The 20,035-nt window shown below is 70.6% G+C and carries 19 protein-coding genes; 7 read left to right on the plus strand and 12 right to left on the minus strand.

Going from position 1 to position 20,035, the window contains the following annotated elements:
* Positions 1-55 precede the first annotated feature (55 nt).
* Positions 56-364 carry a co-chaperone GroES gene (groES, locus tag ACFVZW_RS28835; RefSeq protein ID WP_362362055.1) on the plus strand — a complete coding sequence of 103 codons (309 nt, stop codon included), beginning with the start codon at positions 56-58 and terminating at the stop codon, positions 362-364.
* A gap of 118 nt (positions 365-482) precedes the next feature.
* Positions 483-2,105: a chaperonin GroEL gene (groL, locus tag ACFVZW_RS28840; RefSeq protein ID WP_384527118.1), complete on the plus strand. Its 1,623-nt coding sequence runs from the start codon at positions 483-485 to the stop codon at positions 2,103-2,105.
* Positions 2,106-2,189: 84 nt separating this feature from the next.
* Here groL and ACFVZW_RS28845 read toward each other — a convergent pair whose 3' ends face one another.
* The 9 genes from ACFVZW_RS28845 to ACFVZW_RS28885 all read right to left on the minus strand — a co-directional run bounded on the left by ACFVZW_RS28845 (position 2,190) and on the right by ACFVZW_RS28885 (position 11,103).
* The gene (locus ACFVZW_RS28845; protein WP_384527121.1) at positions 2,190-2,888 is read right to left on the minus strand and encodes an ester cyclase; all 699 of its coding nucleotides are present in this window, start codon (positions 2,886-2,888) and stop codon (positions 2,190-2,192) included.
* A gap of 157 nt (positions 2,889-3,045) precedes the next feature.
* Positions 3,046-4,125 carry a sensor histidine kinase gene (locus ACFVZW_RS28850; RefSeq protein ID WP_384527124.1) on the minus strand — a complete coding sequence of 360 codons (1,080 nt, stop codon included), beginning with the start codon at positions 4,123-4,125 and terminating at the stop codon, positions 3,046-3,048.
* Positions 4,118-4,813, minus strand: coding sequence for a response regulator transcription factor (locus ACFVZW_RS28855; RefSeq protein ID WP_384527127.1), 696 nt, complete (start codon positions 4,811-4,813; stop codon positions 4,118-4,120). The genes ACFVZW_RS28850 and ACFVZW_RS28855 overlap by 8 nt, the downstream gene beginning before the upstream one ends.
* Positions 4,814-4,881: 68 nt before the next feature.
* A complete protein-coding gene (locus ACFVZW_RS28860; protein ID WP_384527130.1) occupies positions 4,882-5,583 on the minus strand; it encodes a VanZ family protein in 702 nt (233 codons plus the stop codon).
* 156 nt (positions 5,584-5,739) lie between these two features.
* A complete protein-coding gene (locus ACFVZW_RS28865) occupies positions 5,740-6,768 on the minus strand; it encodes a hydroxyacid dehydrogenase (RefSeq protein ID WP_384527133.1) in 1,029 nt (342 codons plus the stop codon).
* Between the two features lie 17 nt (positions 6,769-6,785).
* Complete coding sequence (locus tag ACFVZW_RS28870) at positions 6,786-7,646, minus strand: carbohydrate ABC transporter permease (protein WP_384527136.1); 861 nt, start codon at positions 7,644-7,646, stop codon at positions 6,786-6,788.
* Complete coding sequence (locus ACFVZW_RS28875; RefSeq protein ID WP_384527139.1) at positions 7,643-8,533, minus strand: carbohydrate ABC transporter permease; 891 nt, start codon at positions 8,531-8,533, stop codon at positions 7,643-7,645. The genes ACFVZW_RS28870 and ACFVZW_RS28875 overlap by 4 nt, the downstream gene beginning before the upstream one ends.
* A 4-nt stretch (positions 8,534-8,537) precedes the next feature.
* Positions 8,538-9,854, minus strand: a complete 1,317-nt coding sequence (locus ACFVZW_RS28880; RefSeq protein WP_384527142.1) for an ABC transporter substrate-binding protein — start codon at positions 9,852-9,854, stop codon at positions 8,538-8,540.
* Between the two features lie 112 nt (positions 9,855-9,966).
* A complete protein-coding gene (locus ACFVZW_RS28885; protein WP_384527145.1) occupies positions 9,967-11,103 on the minus strand; it encodes a substrate-binding domain-containing protein in 1,137 nt (378 codons plus the stop codon).
* Positions 11,104-11,280: 177 nt separating this feature from the next.
* Here ACFVZW_RS28885 and ACFVZW_RS28890 point away from each other — a divergent pair, with 177 nt between their 5' ends.
* The gene (locus ACFVZW_RS28890) at positions 11,281-13,113 is read left to right on the plus strand and encodes a DUF2264 domain-containing protein (protein WP_384527148.1); all 1,833 of its coding nucleotides are present in this window, start codon (positions 11,281-11,283) and stop codon (positions 13,111-13,113) included.
* A 54-nt stretch (positions 13,114-13,167) separates the two neighbouring features.
* On the opposite strand, the gene ACFVZW_RS28895 is transcribed toward ACFVZW_RS28890, so the two are convergent.
* Together ACFVZW_RS28895 and ACFVZW_RS28900 are read right to left on the minus strand one after the other, a co-directional pair.
* Positions 13,168-13,941 (minus strand): SDR family NAD(P)-dependent oxidoreductase, encoded by a 774-nt coding sequence (locus ACFVZW_RS28895; RefSeq protein ID WP_384527151.1) that lies wholly within the window; start codon positions 13,939-13,941, stop codon positions 13,168-13,170.
* A gap of 38 nt (positions 13,942-13,979) precedes the next feature.
* On the minus strand, positions 13,980-14,657 hold the full coding sequence (locus tag ACFVZW_RS28900) for an MOSC domain-containing protein (RefSeq protein ID WP_384527153.1): 678 nt from the start codon (positions 14,655-14,657) through the stop codon (positions 13,980-13,982).
* Between the two features lie 80 nt (positions 14,658-14,737).
* Here ACFVZW_RS28900 and ACFVZW_RS28905 point away from each other — a divergent pair, with 80 nt between their 5' ends.
* Positions 14,738-15,631 (plus strand): LysR family transcriptional regulator, encoded by an 894-nt coding sequence (locus ACFVZW_RS28905; protein WP_384527156.1) that lies wholly within the window; start codon positions 14,738-14,740, stop codon positions 15,629-15,631.
* A gap of 296 nt (positions 15,632-15,927) precedes the next feature.
* Here the strand turns inward: ACFVZW_RS28905 and ACFVZW_RS28910 are convergent, their stop codons facing one another.
* Positions 15,928-16,257 carry a WhiB family transcriptional regulator gene (locus ACFVZW_RS28910; protein ID WP_329117047.1) on the minus strand — a complete coding sequence of 110 codons (330 nt, stop codon included), beginning with the start codon at positions 16,255-16,257 and terminating at the stop codon, positions 15,928-15,930.
* A gap of 452 nt (positions 16,258-16,709) precedes the next feature.
* Between ACFVZW_RS28910 and ACFVZW_RS28915 the strand changes: the two genes are divergently transcribed.
* The 3 genes from ACFVZW_RS28915 to guaB all read left to right on the plus strand — a co-directional run bounded on the left by ACFVZW_RS28915 (position 16,710) and on the right by guaB (position 19,925).
* A complete protein-coding gene (locus ACFVZW_RS28915) occupies positions 16,710-17,321 on the plus strand; it encodes a response regulator transcription factor (RefSeq protein ID WP_003948568.1) in 612 nt (203 codons plus the stop codon).
* Between the two features lie 386 nt (positions 17,322-17,707).
* Positions 17,708-18,283, plus strand: coding sequence for a sigma-70 family RNA polymerase sigma factor (locus ACFVZW_RS28920; RefSeq protein WP_137993884.1), 576 nt, complete (start codon positions 17,708-17,710; stop codon positions 18,281-18,283).
* A 139-nt stretch (positions 18,284-18,422) separates the two neighbouring features.
* Entirely contained in the window at positions 18,423-19,925 is a 1,503-nt protein-coding gene (gene guaB / locus ACFVZW_RS28925; protein WP_384527160.1) for an IMP dehydrogenase, read from the plus strand.
* Positions 19,926-20,035: the final 110 nt, after the last annotated feature.

Below are 20,035 nucleotides of genomic sequence, written 5' to 3' on the forward strand. Positions count from 1 at the left end.
GGTCGCCACCTCAGACAGTTAACCCCGTGAGATCTCCGAAGGGGGAGGTCGGATCGTGACGACCACCAGCTCCAAGGTTGCCATCAAGCCGCTCGAGGACCGCATCGTGGTCCAGCCGCTCGACGCCGAGCAGACCACGGCCTCTGGCCTGGTCATCCCGGACACCGCCAAGGAGAAGCCCCAGGAGGGCGTCGTCCTGGCCGTGGGCCCGGGCCGCTTCGAGAACGGCGAGCGCCTGCCGCTCGACGTGAAGGCCGGCGACATCGTGCTGTACAGCAAGTACGGCGGCACCGAGGTGAAGTACAACGGCGAGGAGTACCTCGTCCTCTCGGCTCGCGACGTGCTCGCGATCGTCGAGAAGTAATTCACCGAAGTGCCGAAGCAGATGCTTTGAGCTGCGCCCCTGACCCCGCACCGGGCGTCCGGGGCGCAGTTCGTTTCACCAGTTACACCACGAATTCCGAGAGGGCTGAATCGCTCCCATGGCGAAGATCCTGAAGTTCGACGAGGACGCCCGTCGCGCCCTTGAGCGCGGCGTCAACAAGCTTGCCGACACGGTGAAGGTGACGATCGGCCCCAAGGGTCGCAACGTCGTCATCGACAAGAAGTTCGGCGCCCCCACCATCACCAACGACGGTGTCACGATCGCCCGCGAGGTCGAGATCGAGGACCCGTACGAGAACCTCGGTGCCCAGCTGGTGAAGGAGGTGGCGACCAAGACCAACGACATCGCGGGTGACGGCACCACCACCGCCACCGTGCTCGCCCAGGCGCTCGTCCGCGAGGGTCTGAAGAACGTCGCCGCCGGTGCCTCCCCGGCCGCCCTGAAGAAGGGCATCGACGCCGCGGTCAAGGCCGTCTCCGACGAGCTGCTCGCGACCGCCCGTCCGATCGAGGACAAGTCCGACATCGCCGCCGTGGCCGCGCTCTCCGCGCAGGACCAGCAGGTCGGCGAGCTCATCGCCGAGGCGATGGACAAGGTCGGCAAGGACGGTGTCATCACCGTCGAGGAGTCCAACACCTTCGGCCTGGAGCTCGACTTCACCGAGGGCATGGCCTTCGACAAGGGCTACCTGTCCCCGTACATGGTGACCGACCAGGAGCGTATGGAGGCCGTCCTCGACGACCCGTACATCCTGATCCACCAGGGCAAGATCTCCTCGATCCAGGACCTGCTGCCGCTCCTCGAGAAGGTCATCCAGGCCGGCTCCTCCAAGCCGCTGCTGATCATCGCCGAGGACGTCGAGGGCGAGGCCCTGTCGACCCTGGTCGTCAACAAGATCCGTGGCACGTTCAACGCCGTGGCCGTCAAGGCCCCGGGCTTCGGCGACCGCCGCAAGGCGATGCTCGGCGACATGGCCACCCTCACCGGTGCCACCGTCATCGCCGAGGAGGTCGGCCTCAAGCTCGACCAGGCCGGTCTGGACGTGCTGGGCACCGCCCGTCGCGTGACGATCACCAAGGACGACACCACCATCGTCGAGGGCGGCGGCAACGCCGACGAGCTCGCGGGTCGCGTCAACCAGATCAAGGCCGAGATCGAGTCCACGGACTCCGACTGGGACCGCGAGAAGCTCCAGGAGCGCCTCGCGAAGCTGGCCGGCGGCGTGTGCGTGATCAAGGTCGGCGCCGCCACCGAGGTGGAGCTGAAGGAGAAGAAGCACCGTCTGGAGGACGCCATCTCCGCGACCCGCGCCGCGGTCGAGGAGGGCATCGTCTCCGGTGGTGGCTCCGCTCTGGTCCACGCCGTCAAGGTCCTCGAGGGCAACCTCGGCAAGACCGGCGACGAGGCCACCGGTGTCGCGGTCGTCCGCAAGGCCGCCGTCGAGCCGCTGCGCTGGATCGCCGAGAACGCCGGCCTCGAGGGCTACGTCATCACCTCGAAGGTCGCCGAGCTCGACAAGGGCCAGGGCTTCAACGCCGCCACCGGCGAGTACGGCGACCTGGTCAAGGCCGGCGTCATCGACCCGGTGAAGGTGACGCGCTCCGCGCTGGAGAACGCCGCCTCGATCGCCTCCCTCCTCCTCACCACCGAGACCCTCGTGGTGGAGAAGAAGGAAGAGGAGCCGGCGGACGCGGGCCACGGCCACGGCCACTCCCACTGAGGCACCCGGCTGAGAGCCGAGGCCCGGTGTCCCCGTCGCGGGGGCACCGGGCCTCGGTGTTTCCCGGGAACATCTCGGGCTGCCCTACGCCTCCACGGCGCCGAGCTGCCCCATGAGCCCGAGCAGGTCGTACTGCCACCACCCCTCCGCCATCTTCCCGTCCTGACGGAACTGGTGGATGGTCGTACCGGTCATGGAGACCTTCATGCCGGTGGGCTGGAGCCCCATGAAGTCGCCGGTGTGGGTGCCCAGCCAGGTCCACCGCGTGCACACCCTGTCGCCCTCGGCGATCTGGTCGTGGATCGTGAAGCCGAAGTCGAAACCACCGCGCCACATCTCCACCTGGCGGCGGACCGCGTCCATGCCGATGACATCCTGCTCGGTGGTCGGATCGTGGTCGTGGAACCCCTCCGCGAGCACCTCGTCGAGCGGCGGAAGCTCGCCCTCGGAGGAAATGAGCTCGAAGAAGCGGCGGGAGTTCGACTTGTACAGCTGGATGTCCCGCACGATGTCCAGGTCCGTGAACGTCGGCATCTCGTCACAGAGCGCGACCATCTCCCGGAAGATGCGATCGGTCTCGGGAAGCTGTGAGTTGGTCATCGCCACCTCGTAGGAGGGGAACTCCACGATCTCCACGAGGTGGTCGGAGTCGGAGCGGTCCTTGCCGATGACGCTGTGGCTGGCCGTCCGCTTGCCTTTGGTCTGCTCGACCCACTTGTCCATGAGCCGGTTCAGATCGTCGAACCGGCTGGTCTTGCAATCGATTATCTGTACGAATGTCATGACGCCTCCCGGACCGGGTGGGACCCTTCCAGTCTAGGACCAGGGACTCCGGCCGCCCTGGCAGCACGGGGCCCGTGCAGCAGGCGCGCGGGGAAGCAGAGGAGTTGGCGGAGCCCGCCGCGTTCCGCCCGGCACCGGACCGTCGGTCGCGCGATGCCTACGGCATGCCGGGGAGCCGGACCGTGACGAGGAGACCGCCGTCGGGGCGGGGGACGAGGTCGAGGGTCCCGTCATGGGCGCGGACGATGCTGTGCACGATGGCCAGGCCGAGGCCGACGCCCGCGTGCTCGTCGGTACGTACGCGTTCCGTTCCGCGCTGGAAGGGTTCGGTGAGGGTCGGTACCAGGTCCGGCGGGAGGGGCCGGCCCGTGTTCTCGACCCGCAGCACGCTCGTGTCGCCCTCCGCCTCTGTGTGGACCGTCACGGTGCCGCCGGCGGGGAGGTTGTGGACGACGGCGTTCTGGACGAGGTTCGTCACCATCCGCAGCAGGAGCTCCGCCGAGCCGCTGGTCCGGGCCGCCCCGCCGGTGACGTCGAGCGTGATCCGGCGCTGTTCGGCGAGGGGAAGGAGCGTTTCGGCGGCTTCCTCGGCGACGAGGGAGAGATCGACGCTCTCGCGGGTGAAGTTTCCGCTGTCGCCGCGGCTGAGCAGCAGCAGGGCCTCGGTGAGGTCGATCGCCCGTGTGTTGACGGTGTGCAGCCGCTCGATGACTTCGCCGAGGTCCCGTGTGGGGTCCTTGCGGGCGATGTCGAGGAGCGTCCGCGAGATGGCCAGCGGGGTGCGCAGTTCGTGGGAGGCGTTCGCGGCGAACCTCTGCTGCTCGGCGACGTGCGACTCGAGTTGCCGGAGCATCGAGTCGAACGCGTCGGAGAGTTCGCGGAATTCGTCCTGGCGGCCCTTCATGCGGATCCGGTGGGACAGCGACCCGCTCCCGGCCATCCGGGCCGCGTCCGTGATCTGCGTGAGCGGTGCGAGCATCCGGCCCGCGAGGATCCATCCCCCGACGAGGCCGAACACGAGCAGGAAGGCCATCGCCACGGCCGCGGCGGGGAAGAAGGTGCGCACCAGGAGGTAGCGGTTGGGCGAGACCCCGAGAAGCCCCTGGGGGTTGTCGGGTACGTAGCGCAGCAGGAACCCCCACACCACGGCCAGCAGGAGAGCGCCGGCGACGGCGAGGAACCCGGCGTAGCTGAGGGTGAGTTTCAGCCGGACGCTGAGCCCTCGGCGTCTATCCATGCGTACTGCCGGGGCGGGTCGTGTCGGAGCCGGTCCGGATGCGGTAGCCGACACCCGGAACCGTGGCGATGATCCATGGTTCGCCGAGCCGTTTGCGCAGTGCGGAGACGGTGATGCGCACGGCGTTGGTGAGGGGATCGGCGTTCTCGTCCCAGGCCCGTTCCAGCAGCTCTTCGGCGCTGACGACCCCGCCCTCGGCGGCGACGAGGACTTCGAGGACGGCGAACTGTTTGCGGGTGAGCGCGACGTAGCGTCCGTCGCGGAAGACCTCCCGGCGGAAGGGGTCGACTCGCAGGCCCGCGATCTCGCGGACCGGGGGCCGGGCGTACGCGCGTCTGCGGTCGAGCGCCCTCAGCCGCAGCACGAGCTCCCGCAGCTCGAACGGTTTGGTGAGGTAGTCGTCGGCGCCGAGCCCGAACCCGGAAGCCTTGTCGTCGATCCGGTCGGCGGCGGTGAGCATGAGGATGGGGATTCCGCTGCCGGAGGCGACGATGCGCCGGGCGACCTCGTCGCCGGAGGGGCCGGGGATGTCGCGGTCGAGGACCGCGAGGTCGTAGGAGTGGACGCCGAGCAGTTCCAGGGCGGAGTCGCCGTCGCCGGCGATGTCGGCGGCGATCGCCTCCAGCCGCAGACCGTCCCGGACGGCTTCGGCCAGGTAGGGCTCGTCCTCCACGATCAGTACGCGCATGTCCGAAGCCTAAGCAGCGGAACATATCGCCGACGTATGCGAAGACGTGTGCACACCGGACACGCGACTCAGCCCGCCGCCAGCGCGGGGCGAGGCCGGTCCGACGGCGCTTGCGCCGTCGTGCGCCACCAGCGGCGCGAGGCGAGCGCGGCCAGTACGGCGCCGGCGGCGTTGACCAGCACGTCGTCCACGGAGGACACCCGGTCGAGCCGCAGCACGTACTGCGCGGTTTCGACCAGGACCGAGCAGCCCGCCCCGAGCGCCAGGATCCGGGGAACGGAGGCGAGCGCCGCGAACCGCATCGGGGCGAAGAAGCCCAGCGCCGCGAAGACCAGCAGATTGCCGACGATCCCGAGGGTCCCCATCGTGACCAGGTCCCGCAGCGGTACGAGGCTCACCCGGGCGGGGACGGTGCCGGCCCCGCCGCCCGGCATCATGGTCATCCAGAGGAACGGCAGCGTCCCGTGGACCATGCCCACCTCGGCCAGCGACAACCGCCACGCCGATGTGACGCCGGCGGCACGCCGACGGAGCGCCAGAGCCCACGCCACCAGAGCGGCCAACGGCAGCGCGACCAAGGTCATGAGCACCACGCCGTTGAAGGTGTCGAAGCAGCCGTGCCACCGGCCCGCCACGCACCTCGGGGCGGACATCATGAGCGGCCCCCGCACGGCGAACAGGCCGCTCGCCAGGCCGAGGATCGCCAGGCCGAGGAGCACGATCCTGCGCGTGCGGCGGGGCGCTGCCGACACGGATGGATTGTGGTTCATGCCGCCATTGGAGACCGCGGCCCGTTGCGGTGTCGTATGCGATTTCCGATACGCCCGCGATACGTGGTCCCGGCAGCAGGCAACTGGCGGCCTGGAGAACGGCTCGATCCACTTCGGATCATCCCCACAACAGGCACACCAGTTGAGGGGTGACCTTCAGGCCGAGCGTGTCAGGTCCGACGGCCGGACCGGATCCGCGAACGGCTCCCCCCGGCCGTACCGCGCCACCTCCTCCAGCGCCTGGTCCGCCATCCGGTGCAGCTCGTTGCCCAACGAGCCCGCCACATGCGGGGTGAGGAGGACGTTGGGCAGCGTCCAGAGCGGTGAGTCCGGCGGAGGGAGCTCCGGGTCCGTGACGTCGAGTACCGCGTGGAGCCGGCCTCGGCGCAGGTGGGGGAGGAGGGCCGACTCGTCGATCAGGGAGCCGCGGGCGGTGTTGATCAGGGTCGCGCCGTCGGGCATCGAGGCCAGCTGCGGCGCGCCGATCATCCGGTACGTGGCGGGGAGCTGCGGCGCGTGGACGGAGACGATCGAGCTCCGGGCGCACAGCGCGTCGAGGTCGACCAGCTCCACGCCGAGCGCGCGGGCCTCGGCCGTCTCCATGTACGGGTCGTACAGCAGCACCTCGAAGTCGAAGGGGCGCAGCAGGTCGATGACCCGGCGGCCGATCCGGGAGGCGCCGATCAGGCCGACCGTGCGCCGGTAGTTGCCCCAGGCCGCCGACTCCGCCGTCCAGGCGTCGTCGGCCCGGACCGCCCCGTACCGCAGGGAGGAGGGGAGGATCCGCTTCCCCGCGAAGAGGATCGCGGCGAGCGTGTACTCGGCGACGGGAAGCGCGTTGGCCGCCGCCGCGGAGGTGACCGCGAGGCCGCGCTTCCAACAGGCGTCCGTGATGTGGTGCTTCACCGAGCCGGCCGCGTGGACGACCGCCCGGAGGCGGGGCGCGCGGTCCAGGACGGCGGCCGTCAGGGGTGGCGCGCCCCAGCAGGTGAGGAGGACCTCGGCCTCGGCGAGGGCGGCGGCGACGCGCGGGCCGGGCGCGGTGAGGTCGTGGGCGACGAGGTGGGCGTCGGTGCGGGTGAGGGCGGTGAGTCGGGCGCGGTGGGCGTCGGTCAGCAGCCGTTCGGCGACGCCGGGGCCCATGGAGAGCAGGAGGGACGGGTGGTTGTCAGTGGCGGGGTGCATCGTGGAACCCGGGCTCCTCACTTGACGCTGCCGGCGGTCAGACCGGCCTTCCAGTGGCGCTGCAGGGAGACGAAGGCGACGACGAGTGGGACGACGGCGAGCAGGGATCCGGTGACGACGAGGGGGTAGAAGTCGGGCTCCGCGTGGGCGTTGCTGTTCCACGCGTACAGACCGAGGCTCAGCGGGTACAGCTTCTGGTCCGAGAGCATCACCAGAGGGAGGAAGAAGTTGTTCCAGATGGCGGTGAACTGGAAGAGGAAGACGGTCACGAAGCCCGGCATGATCATGCGCAGACCGATCGACCAGAAGGTGCGCAGCTCGCCCGCGCCGTCGATGCGGGCGGCCTCCAGCGCCTCGTCGGGGATGTAGCCGGAGCTGAAGACCCGGGAGAGGTAGACCCCGAAGGGGTTGACCAGGACGGGGATCAGCACGGCCCAGTACGTGTTGACGACGCCCACCTCGCTGGCGAGGAGGTACATGGGCAGCGCGAGCGCAGTGGTGGGGACGAGCACGCCCAGGAGCACGAGGCCGAAGAGCTTCTCCTTGCCCCGGAAGTGGTACTTGTCGAAGGCATAGCCCGCGGCGACGCTGACCAGGGAGCAGGCGAGGGCGCCCAGGCCCGCGTAGAGCAGGCTGTTGGCGTACCAGTGGAAGTAGATGCCGTCGTTGTACTCGGCGAGGCGCGAGAGGTTCCCGCCGAGGTCGAAGCCCTCGAAGGAGAAGGCGTTGCCGGCCAGCAGGCCGCCCGCGTCCTTGGTGGCGGCGGTCAGCAGCCAGACGAGCGGGAAGAGCATGTAGACGACGGCGAGGACGAGCGCGCCGTTGACGGCGGTCTTCGAGAGCCAGACGTTCGTGGGGCGGGTGCGGGACGGGCTCATGCGCGCTTCCCCTTCCGGCGGCCGGTCAGTCGGGTGACGGCGAAGGAGAGCAGCGCCGCGGTCAGGGCCAGCAGGACGGACGCGGCGGCGGCCAGTCCGTAGTCGTTGCGGTCGAAGGCCGCGGTGTAGGCGTACATGTTCGGCGTCCAGGTCGAGGTGACGGCGGAGCCCGTTCCCTTGTTGAGGATCAGCGGCTCGGTGAACAGCTGGAGGGAGCCGATGATCGTGAAGAGGCAGACCATCAGGAGCGAGGCGCGGATCAGCGGGATCTTGATGCTGAAGGCGATGCGCCAGGAGCCGGCGCCGTCGACGGTGGCCGCCTCCAGGACGGAGCGGTCGATGGCCTGCAGGGCGGCGTAGAAGATCACCATGTTGTAGCCGAGCCACTCCCACAGCGCGATGTTGACGATGGAGGGCAGTGCGCCTTCGGGTGAGAAGAAGTCGAAGCCGATCCCGCCGGCCTCCATCGCCTTCACGACCGGGCTGAGTTGGGGTGTGTAGAGGTAGACCCAGATCAGCGCGGCGATGATGCCGGGGACGGCGTGCGGCAGGAAGAGCGCGAGCTGGAAGAAGCGGCGGGCGCGGGCGAGCGCCGAGTCGAGCAGGAGGGCGAGGCCGAGGGCCCCGGCGAGCAGCAGCGGAATGTAGAAGAGGCAGTATCCGAGCAGTACGCCGAAGCCCTCGCGGAAGGCCCGGTCACCCAGTGCCGCGGTGTAGTTGTCGAGCCCGCTGAAGACGGTCTCGGTGCCGCCGAAGCCCAGCCCCGACTGCTTCTCGGTGAACAGGCTGAGCCAGACCGCGTATCCGATCGGCACGACCATCACCGCGACGAACAGGGCGAAGAAGGGGGTCAGCAGGAACGCTGCGGCACGGGTGCGGGCGTTCATCCGGTCAGCCCTCGACCTTCAGGCCGCGCTTCGTGAGCTCGGCGACCGTCGCCTGGTGTCCGGTCCTGATCGCGTCGGCGATCGTCGGGCCGCCCTTGGTGACCTTGCCGAACTGGTCCTTGATGGCCGTGTTGGTGGTGCCTGTGGTGGGTCCCCAGGTCCAGTTCGGGTTGATGGAGGCGGCGGACTGCTCGAAGAGGGCGTAGATGTCCTGGCCGCCGTAGTAGCTCGCGTCGAAAGCGGCCTTGGCGACCGGGCGCAGCGCGGCCGCGGCGGGGAAGGCGCTGGAGGTGCCGGAGGCGATACGGGCCTTGACGCCGGCCTCGGTGGTGGCCATCCACTCGGCGAACTCGACGGCCGCCGCGGTCTTCTTGCTGTCCTTGGTCACGGCGAAGGTGGTGCCGCCGAGGATTCCGCTCGCGGGCTTGCCGTCCCAGCTGGGCACGGGCGCCACGGCCCACTTGCCGTTCTGCTCGGGCAAGGTGCCCTTGAGGACGCCCGCGCCCCAGGACGCGCCGAGGTAGCCGATGGTGGTGCCGTTCTTGAGCGAACCGGTCCACTCGGGGCTGAACGAGGCGTTCTTGTGGACGAGGTCGGCGTCGACCAGGCCCTGCCAGTAGTCGGCGACCTTGGTGGTGGCCGGGTCGGTGGTGTTGATCTTCCAGGTGTCGTTCTCGGCCTTGAACCACTGGGCGCCGGCCTGCCAGGTCATCGCCTCGAAGGTGGTCGGGTCGTCGGGGAAGAAGGTGGCGATACGGGCCTTGGCGTCGGCCTTCTTCACCTTCTCCGCGGCGGCCTTGAACGCGTCCCACGTCGTGGGGACCTCGACCTTGTACTTCGCGAAGAGGTCCTTGCGGTAGTAGAAGGCCTGCGGGGCGGCGTCGAAGGGGACGGCCCAGGTCTTGCCGCCGAGGGTGGTGAGCTCCACCGCCTGGGGGAGCAGCTTGCTCCGGTCGGCCTCGGTGAACTCGCCGCCGATGTCCTGCAGGGCGCCGGAGCTGACGAACTCGGGGAGCGAGGGGTACTCGATGGAGACCAGGTCGGGCGCGTTGCCCGCCTTGACGGCGTTGGAGATCTTGGCGTAGCCGCCGGCGTTGCCGGAGGGGATCTCCTCGAACTTCACCTGAATGTTCTTGTGGGAGGCGTTGAAGGCGTCGACCACGTCCTTCGAGCCCTTGGCCCAGCCCCAGAAAGTGATGGTCACGGGCCCGTTCGACGCGGCGTCGGTACCGCCTGCACCGCCGCCACAGGCCGTCAGAACGGCGAGGGCGGTGGCGGTTCCGGCTATGACACGGGACGTTCTGCTCCAAGTACGGCTCACGACACGGCTCCTGAGGACGGGGGCGACACGGGGTGTGTGGCCGTGATCCTGTGACCGTTTATGAGCGAAGTCAAGAGCGAAAGATTGATTGATCGAAAATGGATCGAATCGATCAGGCGGGACGAACCCCCGAGGGAGCCCCGCAGGAGGCTCGCACGCGCAGCCGCGGCAGCAGGCTCAGATGGCGTCGCGCCGGCTCCTCGTCGGGGCCCCCGTACGCCTCCGTCAAGCGTTCCACCAGCAGTTCCGTGGCATGCCTGCCGACCTGGCGCTTGGGCGGGGCGACCGCCGTCAGCGGGGTGTCGGCGAGCGCGGCGACCTCGTCGTCGTACGCGATCAGGGCCAGGTCCTCCGGGACCTTCACCCCCAGGTCCGCCAGGCGCTGGACGATCTCGATCGCGTCCACGTCGTTGTGGACCACGGCCGCGCTCACCCGGCCGGAGGACACCGCCTCGAACAGGGCCCGTACGGCGCGCTCGAACCCCTGCGGGTCCTGATCGGCCGGTACCGAATCGATCACCGGGCCGGGGGCGTCGAGGCCCAGCGTGCCCAGCGCCTCGGCGTACCCGGCGCGCACCGCGAGCGCCGTCGGGCTGTCGCCGCGGGCCACGAGCAGAGGGGTGCCGTGGCCCAGTTCCAGCAGGTGGCGCAGGGCGAGCAGGACGCCGTGACCGTGGTCGGAGACCACCCGGTCCAGGGCGTCCAGGGGTGTGCCGGGGTCGGCTCTGCGCTCCAGGAGCACGGTGGGTACGGGCAGTTCGGCCAGCCAGTCCCCGTATGCGAGCCGGTCCTCGGGCCCGCGCCAGCCGGGCGCCACGAGCACCCCCTCGGCGCCGGCCGCGAGCAGGCCCTCGGTGCGCGCGCGGTCCTCCTCCGGCCGGTAGTCCGAGATCCGCAGCACCAGCCGGGCCCCGGCCCGCGCCGCGGCCTCGTGCGCACCGCGGATGACCTCGGCGAAGTAGTACGTGGCGGAGGGTGCGAGCAGCCCGAGCACCAGCCCCTCGCCGGAACGCCGCGCGCCCGGATCGCCCTGGCGGTCGGGCCGCTCGGGCCGTTCCGGCCGCTCGGGCCAGGAGACCTGGCCGTGCACCCGGTCGAGCAGCCCCTTGGTCGCCAGCGCCTCGACATCGCGGCGGGCGGTGACGGGGGAGACCCCGAGGAGCGTGGCCAGGTCGGCGACGCGCGCCGTACCGCGCTCGCGCACCAGGGCCAGCAGTCGGTCGTGTCGTTCGGCGGCACTCTCACGCACGGCGTGTCTCCCCCTTGCGGTGTGGGTGGTCCGGCGGTCCGCCGGCCTTGTCGTCAGACCTTCTCACGCCGAATGATCGAATCGAAGGTTGTTCGATCATTCGGTCCGAAACGTTGACGTTCGATCGAGGCGCGTCCATGATTCCCGGCGACGCCGAAGTCCGCCTCAGGGAGCATCATGCCCACGCCGCCCGAGAACCGTGAGCTCAGCCCGTTCACCGGCTGGACCCGCGCCCACTGGGAGGACACCGCCGACCGTCTCCTCCTCGCCGTACGGCCGTACGCCTCGCCCCGCCACGGACTCGTCGACCTGCCGGGCCCCCGCCCCAGCTGGTCCGGCGTCCGCTCCGACGGCCTCGAAGGCCACGCCCGTACGTTCCTCCTCGCCGCCCTCCGCGTCGCGGGAGCCCGGGGCGAGGACCCGCACGGCCATCTCGCCTTCCACGCCGAGGGCCTCGCCGCCGGCACGGAGGCCCCGGGCGGCGACGGCCCCGACTCCTGGCCGCTCCTCACCGACGTACGCCAGGCAGTCGTCGAATCCGCCTCCGTCGCCCTCGGACTGCGGCTGACCCGCCCCTGGCTCTGGGACACCCTCGACGACCGCACCCGGCAGCGCGCCGTCGAGTGGCTGCTGCCCGCCCTCGAACCCTCCCCGGTCGACAACAACTGGTGGCTCTTCGGCCTCACCGTCGCCGGCTTCCTCCAGGACGCCGGCATCGAGACCGACCGCGCCGCCGCCACCATCGACCGCTCCCTCGAACGCATCGAGAAGTGGTACCTCGGCGACGGCTGGTACAGCGACGGCGACAACCGCGCCTTCGACCACTACAACGCCTGGGCGCTGCACCTCTATCCGGTCCTCCACGCCCACCTCGCCGGCGACCAGGACCTCCTCGACCGCTACGGGCCCCGGCTGCGGCGCCACCTCGACGACTACGCCCACCTCTTCGACGGCGACGGAGCCCCCCTCCCGTACGGCCGCTCCCTCACCTACCGCTTCGCCGCGGCCGCCGCCCCCTGGCTCGGAGCCCTCACCGGACACACCCCGCTCACCCCCGGCGCCACCCGCCGCCTCGCCTCCGGGACACTCCGGTACTTCCTCGACCGGGGCGCCACCGACGAGCACAACCTGCTCACCCTCGGCTGGCACGGCCCGTACGAACCCGTCGTCCAGAGCTACTCGGGACCCGCCTCCCCGTACTGGGCCGCCAAGGGCTTCCTCGGCCTGCTCCTCCCCGCCGACCACCCGGCCTGGACCGACGCCGAAGAACCCCTCCCCGCCGAACGCGCCGACACCGTGCGCCCCGTCGCCCCGGCCGGCCTGCTCATCCAGTCCACCGCGGCCGACGGACTCGTCCGCCTCCACAACCACGGCAGCAACCATGTGAACAGCGACCCGTCCGGCCCCGACGACTCCGGCTACGCGCGCTACGCCTACTCCACCCGCACCGGCCCCACCACCCCGCCCGACCAGCCCGACAACCACTTCGCCCTGGTCCTCGACGGCAGGGTCACCCGGCGCGGCCCCGCGACTCCCCTCGGCACCGGTCCCGGCTGGGCCGCCTCCCTGCACACCCCGCTCCCCGGCATCCGGATCCTCTCCGCGACCCTGGCCCACGGCCGGGCCGAGGTCCGCGCCCACCTCGTCCTCGGCGCGCCCGACGGGACTCCCGTACGTCAGACCGGCTGGGCCACCACCCCGGAGGGCCCCACGGCCCAACTCCACCCGGTCCACGGCTTTCCACCGGCCACCGAGCCCGTCGAACTGGCCACCGGCTCCACGCTCCAGGCCGGCCCGGCCACCCGTACCGCCGCGCTGCACGGCTCCACCGGCGGCCCCGAGAGCCTGTTCGTCACCCTTGCGTCACTCACCGCCGAGCCCGACCCGGCGCCCGCGTCCACCCTCGCAGCCGTCCAGGTCACGGGCCGCACGCTGCACGTGACCTGGCAGAACGGAACGACGACCCACCTCGACCTCGCAGCCCACCCCCACCCACCCCGTTGCGGGTAATCGTCCCGCTGGTTGCTGGTTGCTGGTTGCTGGGGCTGGGGCTGGGGCTGGGGGTCACTTCGGTCCGTACTTGCGGCCCGCCTTGGAGGACACCCCTCCGAGCAGACCGCGGGGCGCCAGCTTCACCACACCCATCAGCGCCTTGTAGCGGGGGTCCGGGATGGACAGCGTCTTGCCCCGCGCCAGATCGCCCAGCGCCGTCGCCACCAACTTGTCCGCGTCGAGCCACATCCAGCCCGGGATGTTGTCCGTCCCCATCCCGGCCCGCTCGTGGAACTCCGTCCGGACGAAGCCCGGGCAGAGCGCCATCAGCCGCACCCCTGTACCCCCGAGATCCCGCGCCGCGCCCTGGGTGAACTGCACGACCCACGCCTTCGACGCCCCGTACGTGCCACGCGGGACGAACGCGGCGACCGAGGCCACGTTCACCACCCCGCCCCGGCCGCGCGTCCGCATCGACTCCGCCGCGGCCGACGTCAGCCGCAGCACCGCCTCGCAGTGCACCGTCAACATCTTCAACTCGTCGGCCATGGAGACTTCCAGGAACCGGCCCTTGTTGCCGAAACCGGCGTTGTTCACCAGCAGGTCCACCGGCTGTCTCGCATCGGAGAGCCGGGCCTCCACGGCCGCGATGCCCTTCTCTTCGGCCAGATCGGCCGCCAGCACCTCGGCCTCGATGCCGTGCCGGTCGTGCAGTTCGGTCGCCTGCTCGCGCAGTCTCTTCACATCGCGGGCCACGAGCACCACATCGTGACCGTCCGCCGCCAGCCTCCGCGCGAAGGCGGCCCCGATGCCCGCCGTCGCGCCCGTGATCAATGCAGTCGTCATACGCGGCACGTTAGTGCCCCGGGCCGGGACCCCGGCGGTCAGGAGCCGGTGCCGTACTTCTCCGTGTACGTGCGCGCGAGACGGAGCAGACCCGACTCCATCCACTCGGCCGCGACCAGCGTGCTCGGCAGCAGCGCGCGCTCGGTGGTCGCGGCCCGGTGCAGGAGCGCGACCGTGACGGCGTGCGCGGGCCGGTGCACGACCGCCACCGCGTCGCCGGCCGCGATCTCGCCCGGCTCGATCACCCGCAGCAGCGCGCCAGGACCGGCGGACGACCGGGTGAAGCGGCGGACCCACCCCTTCTCCTGGACGAAGCCCTCGAACGTACGGCAGGGGATCCGGCCGCCCGTCACTTCGAGGACCACGTCCGATCCGACCCGCCAACGCTCTCCGATCAGAGCTCCGTTCACATCGAGCCCGAGGGTGGTGAGGTTCTCGCCGAACGAGCCGTTGGCCAGCGGCCGGCCCAGCTCCTGCTCCCAGGCGTCCATGTCCTCGCGCGCGAAGGCGGTCACGGCCCGGTCGTCGCCGCCGTGGAAGCGCAGGTCGCACACCGCGTCCCCGGCGAGCCCGCTCGCCCCGACCCCGCGCGCGCTCGGAGCCTCGACCCGTACCCGTCCCTCGACCGGACGCTTGTCGATCCCCGACATTCCCGTGGGGGAGTCGGTGTACGGCACGGCCTCGGCCCGTCCGGCATTCACGCTGATCAGCTTCATGACGGCACCCTAGGCGAGCCGGCCTCAAAGTCAGGAATGAATATTCGCCGCGAGGCCCAAGACTCGCTTATGCTCGACCCATGATCGAGGCCCGCCATCTCCGCGTCCTGCGCGCCGTCGCCGCGACCGGCTCCTTCTCCGCCGCCGCGCGCGAACTCGGCTGCACCCAGCCCGCGGTGAGCCAGCAGATGAAGGCGCTCGAATCCTCCGCCGGAACGCCCCTGCTGATCCGGACCGGCCGCGAGATGCGGCTCACCCAGGCGGGCGAGACGCTGGTCAGGCACGCCTCGGGCATCCTCGCGGGCCTCACGGCCGCCGAGGAGGAGGTGGCCGCCATCGCCGGCCTGCGCGCCGGCCGCGTCCGCCTGGTCTCCTTCCCCAGCGGCAGCTCCACCCTGGTCCCCACCGCCCTCGCCGCCCTGCGCGCGGCGCACCCGGGCACCCGGGTCTCGCTGGTGGAGGCCGAGCCGCCGCGCTCGGTGGAGATGCTGCGGGAGGGCGACTGCGACCTGGCGCTTGCCTTCCGCTACGGCGCGGGCCCCGACGAGTGGAACGACCTCGTCGTCCGTCCCCTGCTCGCCGACCGCCTGGTCGGCCTCGTGCCGGAGGCACACCGGCTCGCCGACGCCGAGTCGGTGAGCATCGCCGAACTGGCCGACGAGTCCTGGATCGCCGGCTGCCCGCGCTGCCGCCGCCAGCTCGTGGACGTCTGCGAGGAGGCGGGGTTCACCCCGCGCATCGACTTCGCGACCGACGACTACCCGGCCGTGGTGGGGCTCGTGGGGGCCGGCCTGGGCGTGGCCGTCCTGCCCGAGCTCGCGATCGAGTCCGTACGCCCCAAGGGCGCGCGGACCGTGGCGGTGGAGCCGGCCGTGGAGCGCGAGATCGTCGCCCTCACGCTGCCGGACCTGGCCCAGGTCCCGGCCGTCGCGGCGACCCTCGACGAACTGACGCGGGCGGCCACGCGCGCGTAGGTGTCCGTGCGGCGAGGCGCGTCCCGCGGCCACGCGCGGGTACGCGTCGTCTGTGCGGGCACGCGCAGGTTGGGCCTTTCGCGAGGCCATGCGCGCTCAGTGCCGCATGTGGCCGCCCTTCATACCGGCCACGCGCGCGTAGTGCCCTTCGTGCGGCCACGCCGCCCCACGCGTGCGGGCGCACCGCCGCTTCCGCGCCGCACGCCCCCGGGCCGCGTGCGGCGCGGCTCCGTGAGACCGGGTGGGATGCGTACCCGGCCCGTTCCCAGCGCGAGAAGAAACGTTCCTTCAGGCCTTCAGGCGCGCCCCACGCCTGCCGAACTCGATGCCGATGCCGTGATCAGGCGGTTGCGGGCTCGTCCCATGAGCTCTTCGCGTTCGTCCTCGGTGAGGCCGCCCCAGACGCCGTAGGGCTCCCGCACGGCGAGTGCGTGTGCCGCGCACTCCGCGCGTACCGGGCACCGCATGCAGACCTCTTTCGCCGAGTTCTCACGCGCACTCCGTGCCGCGCCGCGCTCTCCCTCGGGGTGGAAGAACAGGGAACTGTCGACTCCGCGGCAGGCCGCGAGCAGCTGCCAGTCCCACAGATCGGCGTTGGGTCCGGGAAGGCGGGAGAAATCTGCCATTGCGCTTGTCCCCTTGAAACCGTGTCGAACGGATAGGTGGGCGGGTGGATGGCTGATGATCCGGGGGCCCTTCGCCCCCCATGGGTCTCGCGTACCCGCTCTCACGGGCACGACCCGACCGTACAACTACTATCTAAGTAGATGTAAATATGACTCATTGCGAATCTAGCCACAGACACTGCGAAAAGGGAAGAAAACCCGCTAAATGGGGCATAGCTTCCGGGTGATGGGCAGATGACCTGCGTGGCTCTCCTCCGCGCACGCTCCCTCACGTAGAGTGCCGAAGGCGGCCGTCCGGCCCGTAACTCTTTCGAGTGACCGTCGTTGAGTGTGCGGAGGCGGTTGAAGGAACAAGTGCTCGGGCAGGTGTCCGAGGGCGTCAACCGCACAGGTGACGATACGTACCAGCCCTGGAGGCTTAAGGTGACGCGCATCAGCTGCGGAGGGCGGCCATGACATCCGTCCTCGTCTGCGACGACTCCCCGCTTGCCCGAGAGGCGCTTCGCCGCGCGGTCGCGACCGTGCCCGGCGTGGAGCGCGTGACCACCGCGGCCAACGGCGAGGAAGTCCTCCGCCGCTGGGGCGCGGACCGCTCGGACCTGATTCTGATGGACGTACGCATGCCCGGTCTGGGCGGCGTGGAGACCGTCCGTCGGCTGCTGTCCGCGGACCCCGGCGCCCGCATCATCATGCTCACGGTCGCGGAGGACCTGGACGGTGTCGCGCTCGCGGTCGCCGCGGGCGCCCGCGGCTATCTGCACAAGGACGCCTCGCGCGCCGAGCTGCGGGCCACGGTCACCCAGGCCCTCGCCGACCCGACCTGGCGGCTCGCCCCGCGCCGGCTGCGGTCCGCCGAGATGGGTGCGGCGCCGACGCTCACCGCGCGTGAGATCCAGGTGCTGGAGGGCATGAGCCACGGCCGGTCGAACGCGGAGATCGGGCGCGAGCTCTTCCTCTCCGAGGACACGGTCAAGACCCACGCCCGAAGGCTGTTCAAGAAGCTGGGCGCGTCGGACCGGGCGCACGCGGTCGCCCTCGGGTTCCGCTGGGGCCTGGTCCGCTAGTCGAAGCCCTGCCGCGGCGGCCTCGTGTCCCCGTTGCGGCAGCGGTGTGCCACCCCGCGGCGGGAGCGCTCGTATCGGCGCTGCGGAGCAAGGCTTGTGGGCCCGGCGGGACCTCCTGTGGGGCCCTGCTTGGCGGCTCGCGTCCCCGGTGCGGAGCGGCCGGTGTCCCCGCGGTGGAGCTGCTTCGGTCCCCGCCGCGGAGCAGCTTGTGTCACTTACGCGCGGGATGCCGCATCCTTGAGGGTGTGGAGTTCCTCGGGGACGAGTCGATCGAGCGGGAGGGGAGGGCGCAGGAGATGAGTTCCAGCGCACCTACTCATAACGCTTCGGTGCACAACTACGAACGCGGTGCCGCGGATTCTCAGGCGTCAAGGCACCATGGAGCGATGCGCGACGACGAGACCACGGTGATCGGTGCACTCGTTCACCGTGCCGTCGAGGGCGACGAGCAGGCGACGCACGACCTTCTGGCGCGTGTGCACCCGCTCGCCCTGCGCTATTGCCGGACGCGGCTGAACCGGTTGCCCGGTGATGCTCGCCACTTTGTCGAGGACCTCGCGCAGGAGGTCTGTGTCGCCGTCCTGATGGCGCTGCCGCGCTACAAGGACACGGGCAGGCCGTTCGAGGCCTTCGTCTTCGCCATCGCCGGACACAAGGTCGCCGATCTGCAGCGGGCCGCGATGCGGCACCCGGGCTCGACGGCCGTGCCCTCCGACGAGATGCCGGAGCGCCCCGACGACTCCCTCGGCCCCGAGGAGCGCGCGCTGCTCAGCGACGATGCCGAATGGGCCAAGAAGCTGCTCGCCAACCTCCCGGAGAACCAGCGCGAGCTGCTCGTGCTCCGCGTCGCGGTCGGGCTCACCGCGGAGGAGACCGGGCAGATGCTCGGGATGTCTCCGGGGGCCGTCCGGGTGGCGCAGCACCGCGCGCTCAGCCGGCTGCGCGCACTGGCCGAGCAGTAAGGGTCGGCGAGGGCCGGTGGCCCTCACGTATACGTACGAACGTCCAAAGCTGCTCTCTGATCTTGATCGTGGAATGAGACACCGTCGAGGCCCGTTAGCATGGACATCCGCACCGATCAAGGCCATTGGGGAAGGTGTCATGACTGCAAACGTCGACGGAGTGCCCGGTAAATTCGCGACACTCGGGCTGACCTACGACGACGTCCTGCTGCTGCCGGGGGCATCCGAGGTGCTTCCCAACGCGGTCGACACCTCGTCCCGTATCTCCCGCAACGTCCGGGTCAACATCCCGCTGCTCTCGGCGGCGATGGACAAGGTGACCGAGTCCCGCATGGCGATCGCGATGGCCCGTCTGGGCGGCGTCGGCGTACTGCACCGCAATCTCTCGGTCGAGGACCAGGTCAACCAGGTCGACCTGGTCAAGCGCTCCGAGTCCGGCATGGTCACGGACCCGATCACCGTGCACCCGGAGGCGACGCTCGCCGAGGCGGACGCCCTGTGCGCGAAGTTCCGCATCAGCGGTGTCCCCGTCACCAACCCGGACGGCAAGCTGCTGGGCATCGTGACCAACCGCGACATGGCCTTCGAGAGCGACCGCAGCCGTCAGGTCCGCGAGGTCATGACGCCGATGCCGCTGGTCACCGGCAAGGTCGGCATCTCCGGCGTCGACGCCATGGAGCTGCTGCGCCGCCACAAGATCGAGAAGCTGCCGCTGGTCGACGACGAGGGCGTGCTCAAGGGCCTGATCACCGTCAAGGACTTCGTCAAGGCGGAGAAGTACCCGAACGCCGCCAAGGACGCCGAGGGCCGCCTGCTCGTCGGTGCCGCCGTGGGCGCCAGCCCCGAGGCGCTGGAGCGTGCCCAGGCGCTCGCCGCCGTCGGGGTGGACTTCCTGGTCGTCGACACCTCGCACGGCCACAACAGCAACGCCCTGAGCTGGATGGCGAAGATCAAGTCGAGCGTGAAGGTCGACGTGATCGGCGGCAACGTCGCCACGCGTGACGGCGCGCAGGCGTTGATCGACGCCGGTGTCGACGGCATCAAGGTCGGCGTGGGTCCCGGCTCGATCTGCACCACCCGCGTGGTCGCGGGCATCGGCGTCCCGCAGGTCACCGCCATCTACGAGGCCTCTCTCGCGGCCCGTCCCGCCGGTGTCCCGCTGATCGGTGACGGCGGTCTGCAGTACTCCGGCGACATCGGCAAGGCGCTGGCCGCCGGCGCCGACACCGTGATGCTCGGCAGCCTCCTCGCGGGCTGTGAGGAGTCGCCCGGCGAGCTGCTCTTCATCAACGGCAAGCAGTTCAAGTCGTACCGCGGCATGGGCTCGCTCGGCGCCATGCAGTCCCGCGGCCAGGGCAGGTCGTACTCGAAGGACCGCTACTTCCAGGCCGAGGTCGCCTCCGACGACAAGCTCGTGCCCGAGGGCATCGAGGGCCAGGTGCCCTACCGCGGCCCGCTGGCCAACGTGCTGCACCAGCTCGTCGGCGGTCTCCGCCAGACCATGGGCTATGTGGGCGCGGCCACCGTCGCGGAGATGGAGTCCAAGGGCCGGTTCGTCCGGATCACCTCGGCGGGCCTCAAGGAGAGCCACCCGCACGACATCCAGATGACGGTCGAGGCGCCGAACTACAGCAGGAAGTAACAGAGCGCGACGCGTGGGGGGGGGGGGGGGGCGGGGGGGGGGGGCCCCCCCCCCGGGGGGGGGGGGGGTGTGTTGGTGGGCCGAGCCATACGAAGAGCAACCAACACACA

The organism is Streptomyces sp. NPDC059567 (assembly GCF_042735655.1).
GTDB lineage: Bacteria > Actinomycetota > Actinomycetes > Streptomycetales > Streptomycetaceae > Streptomyces.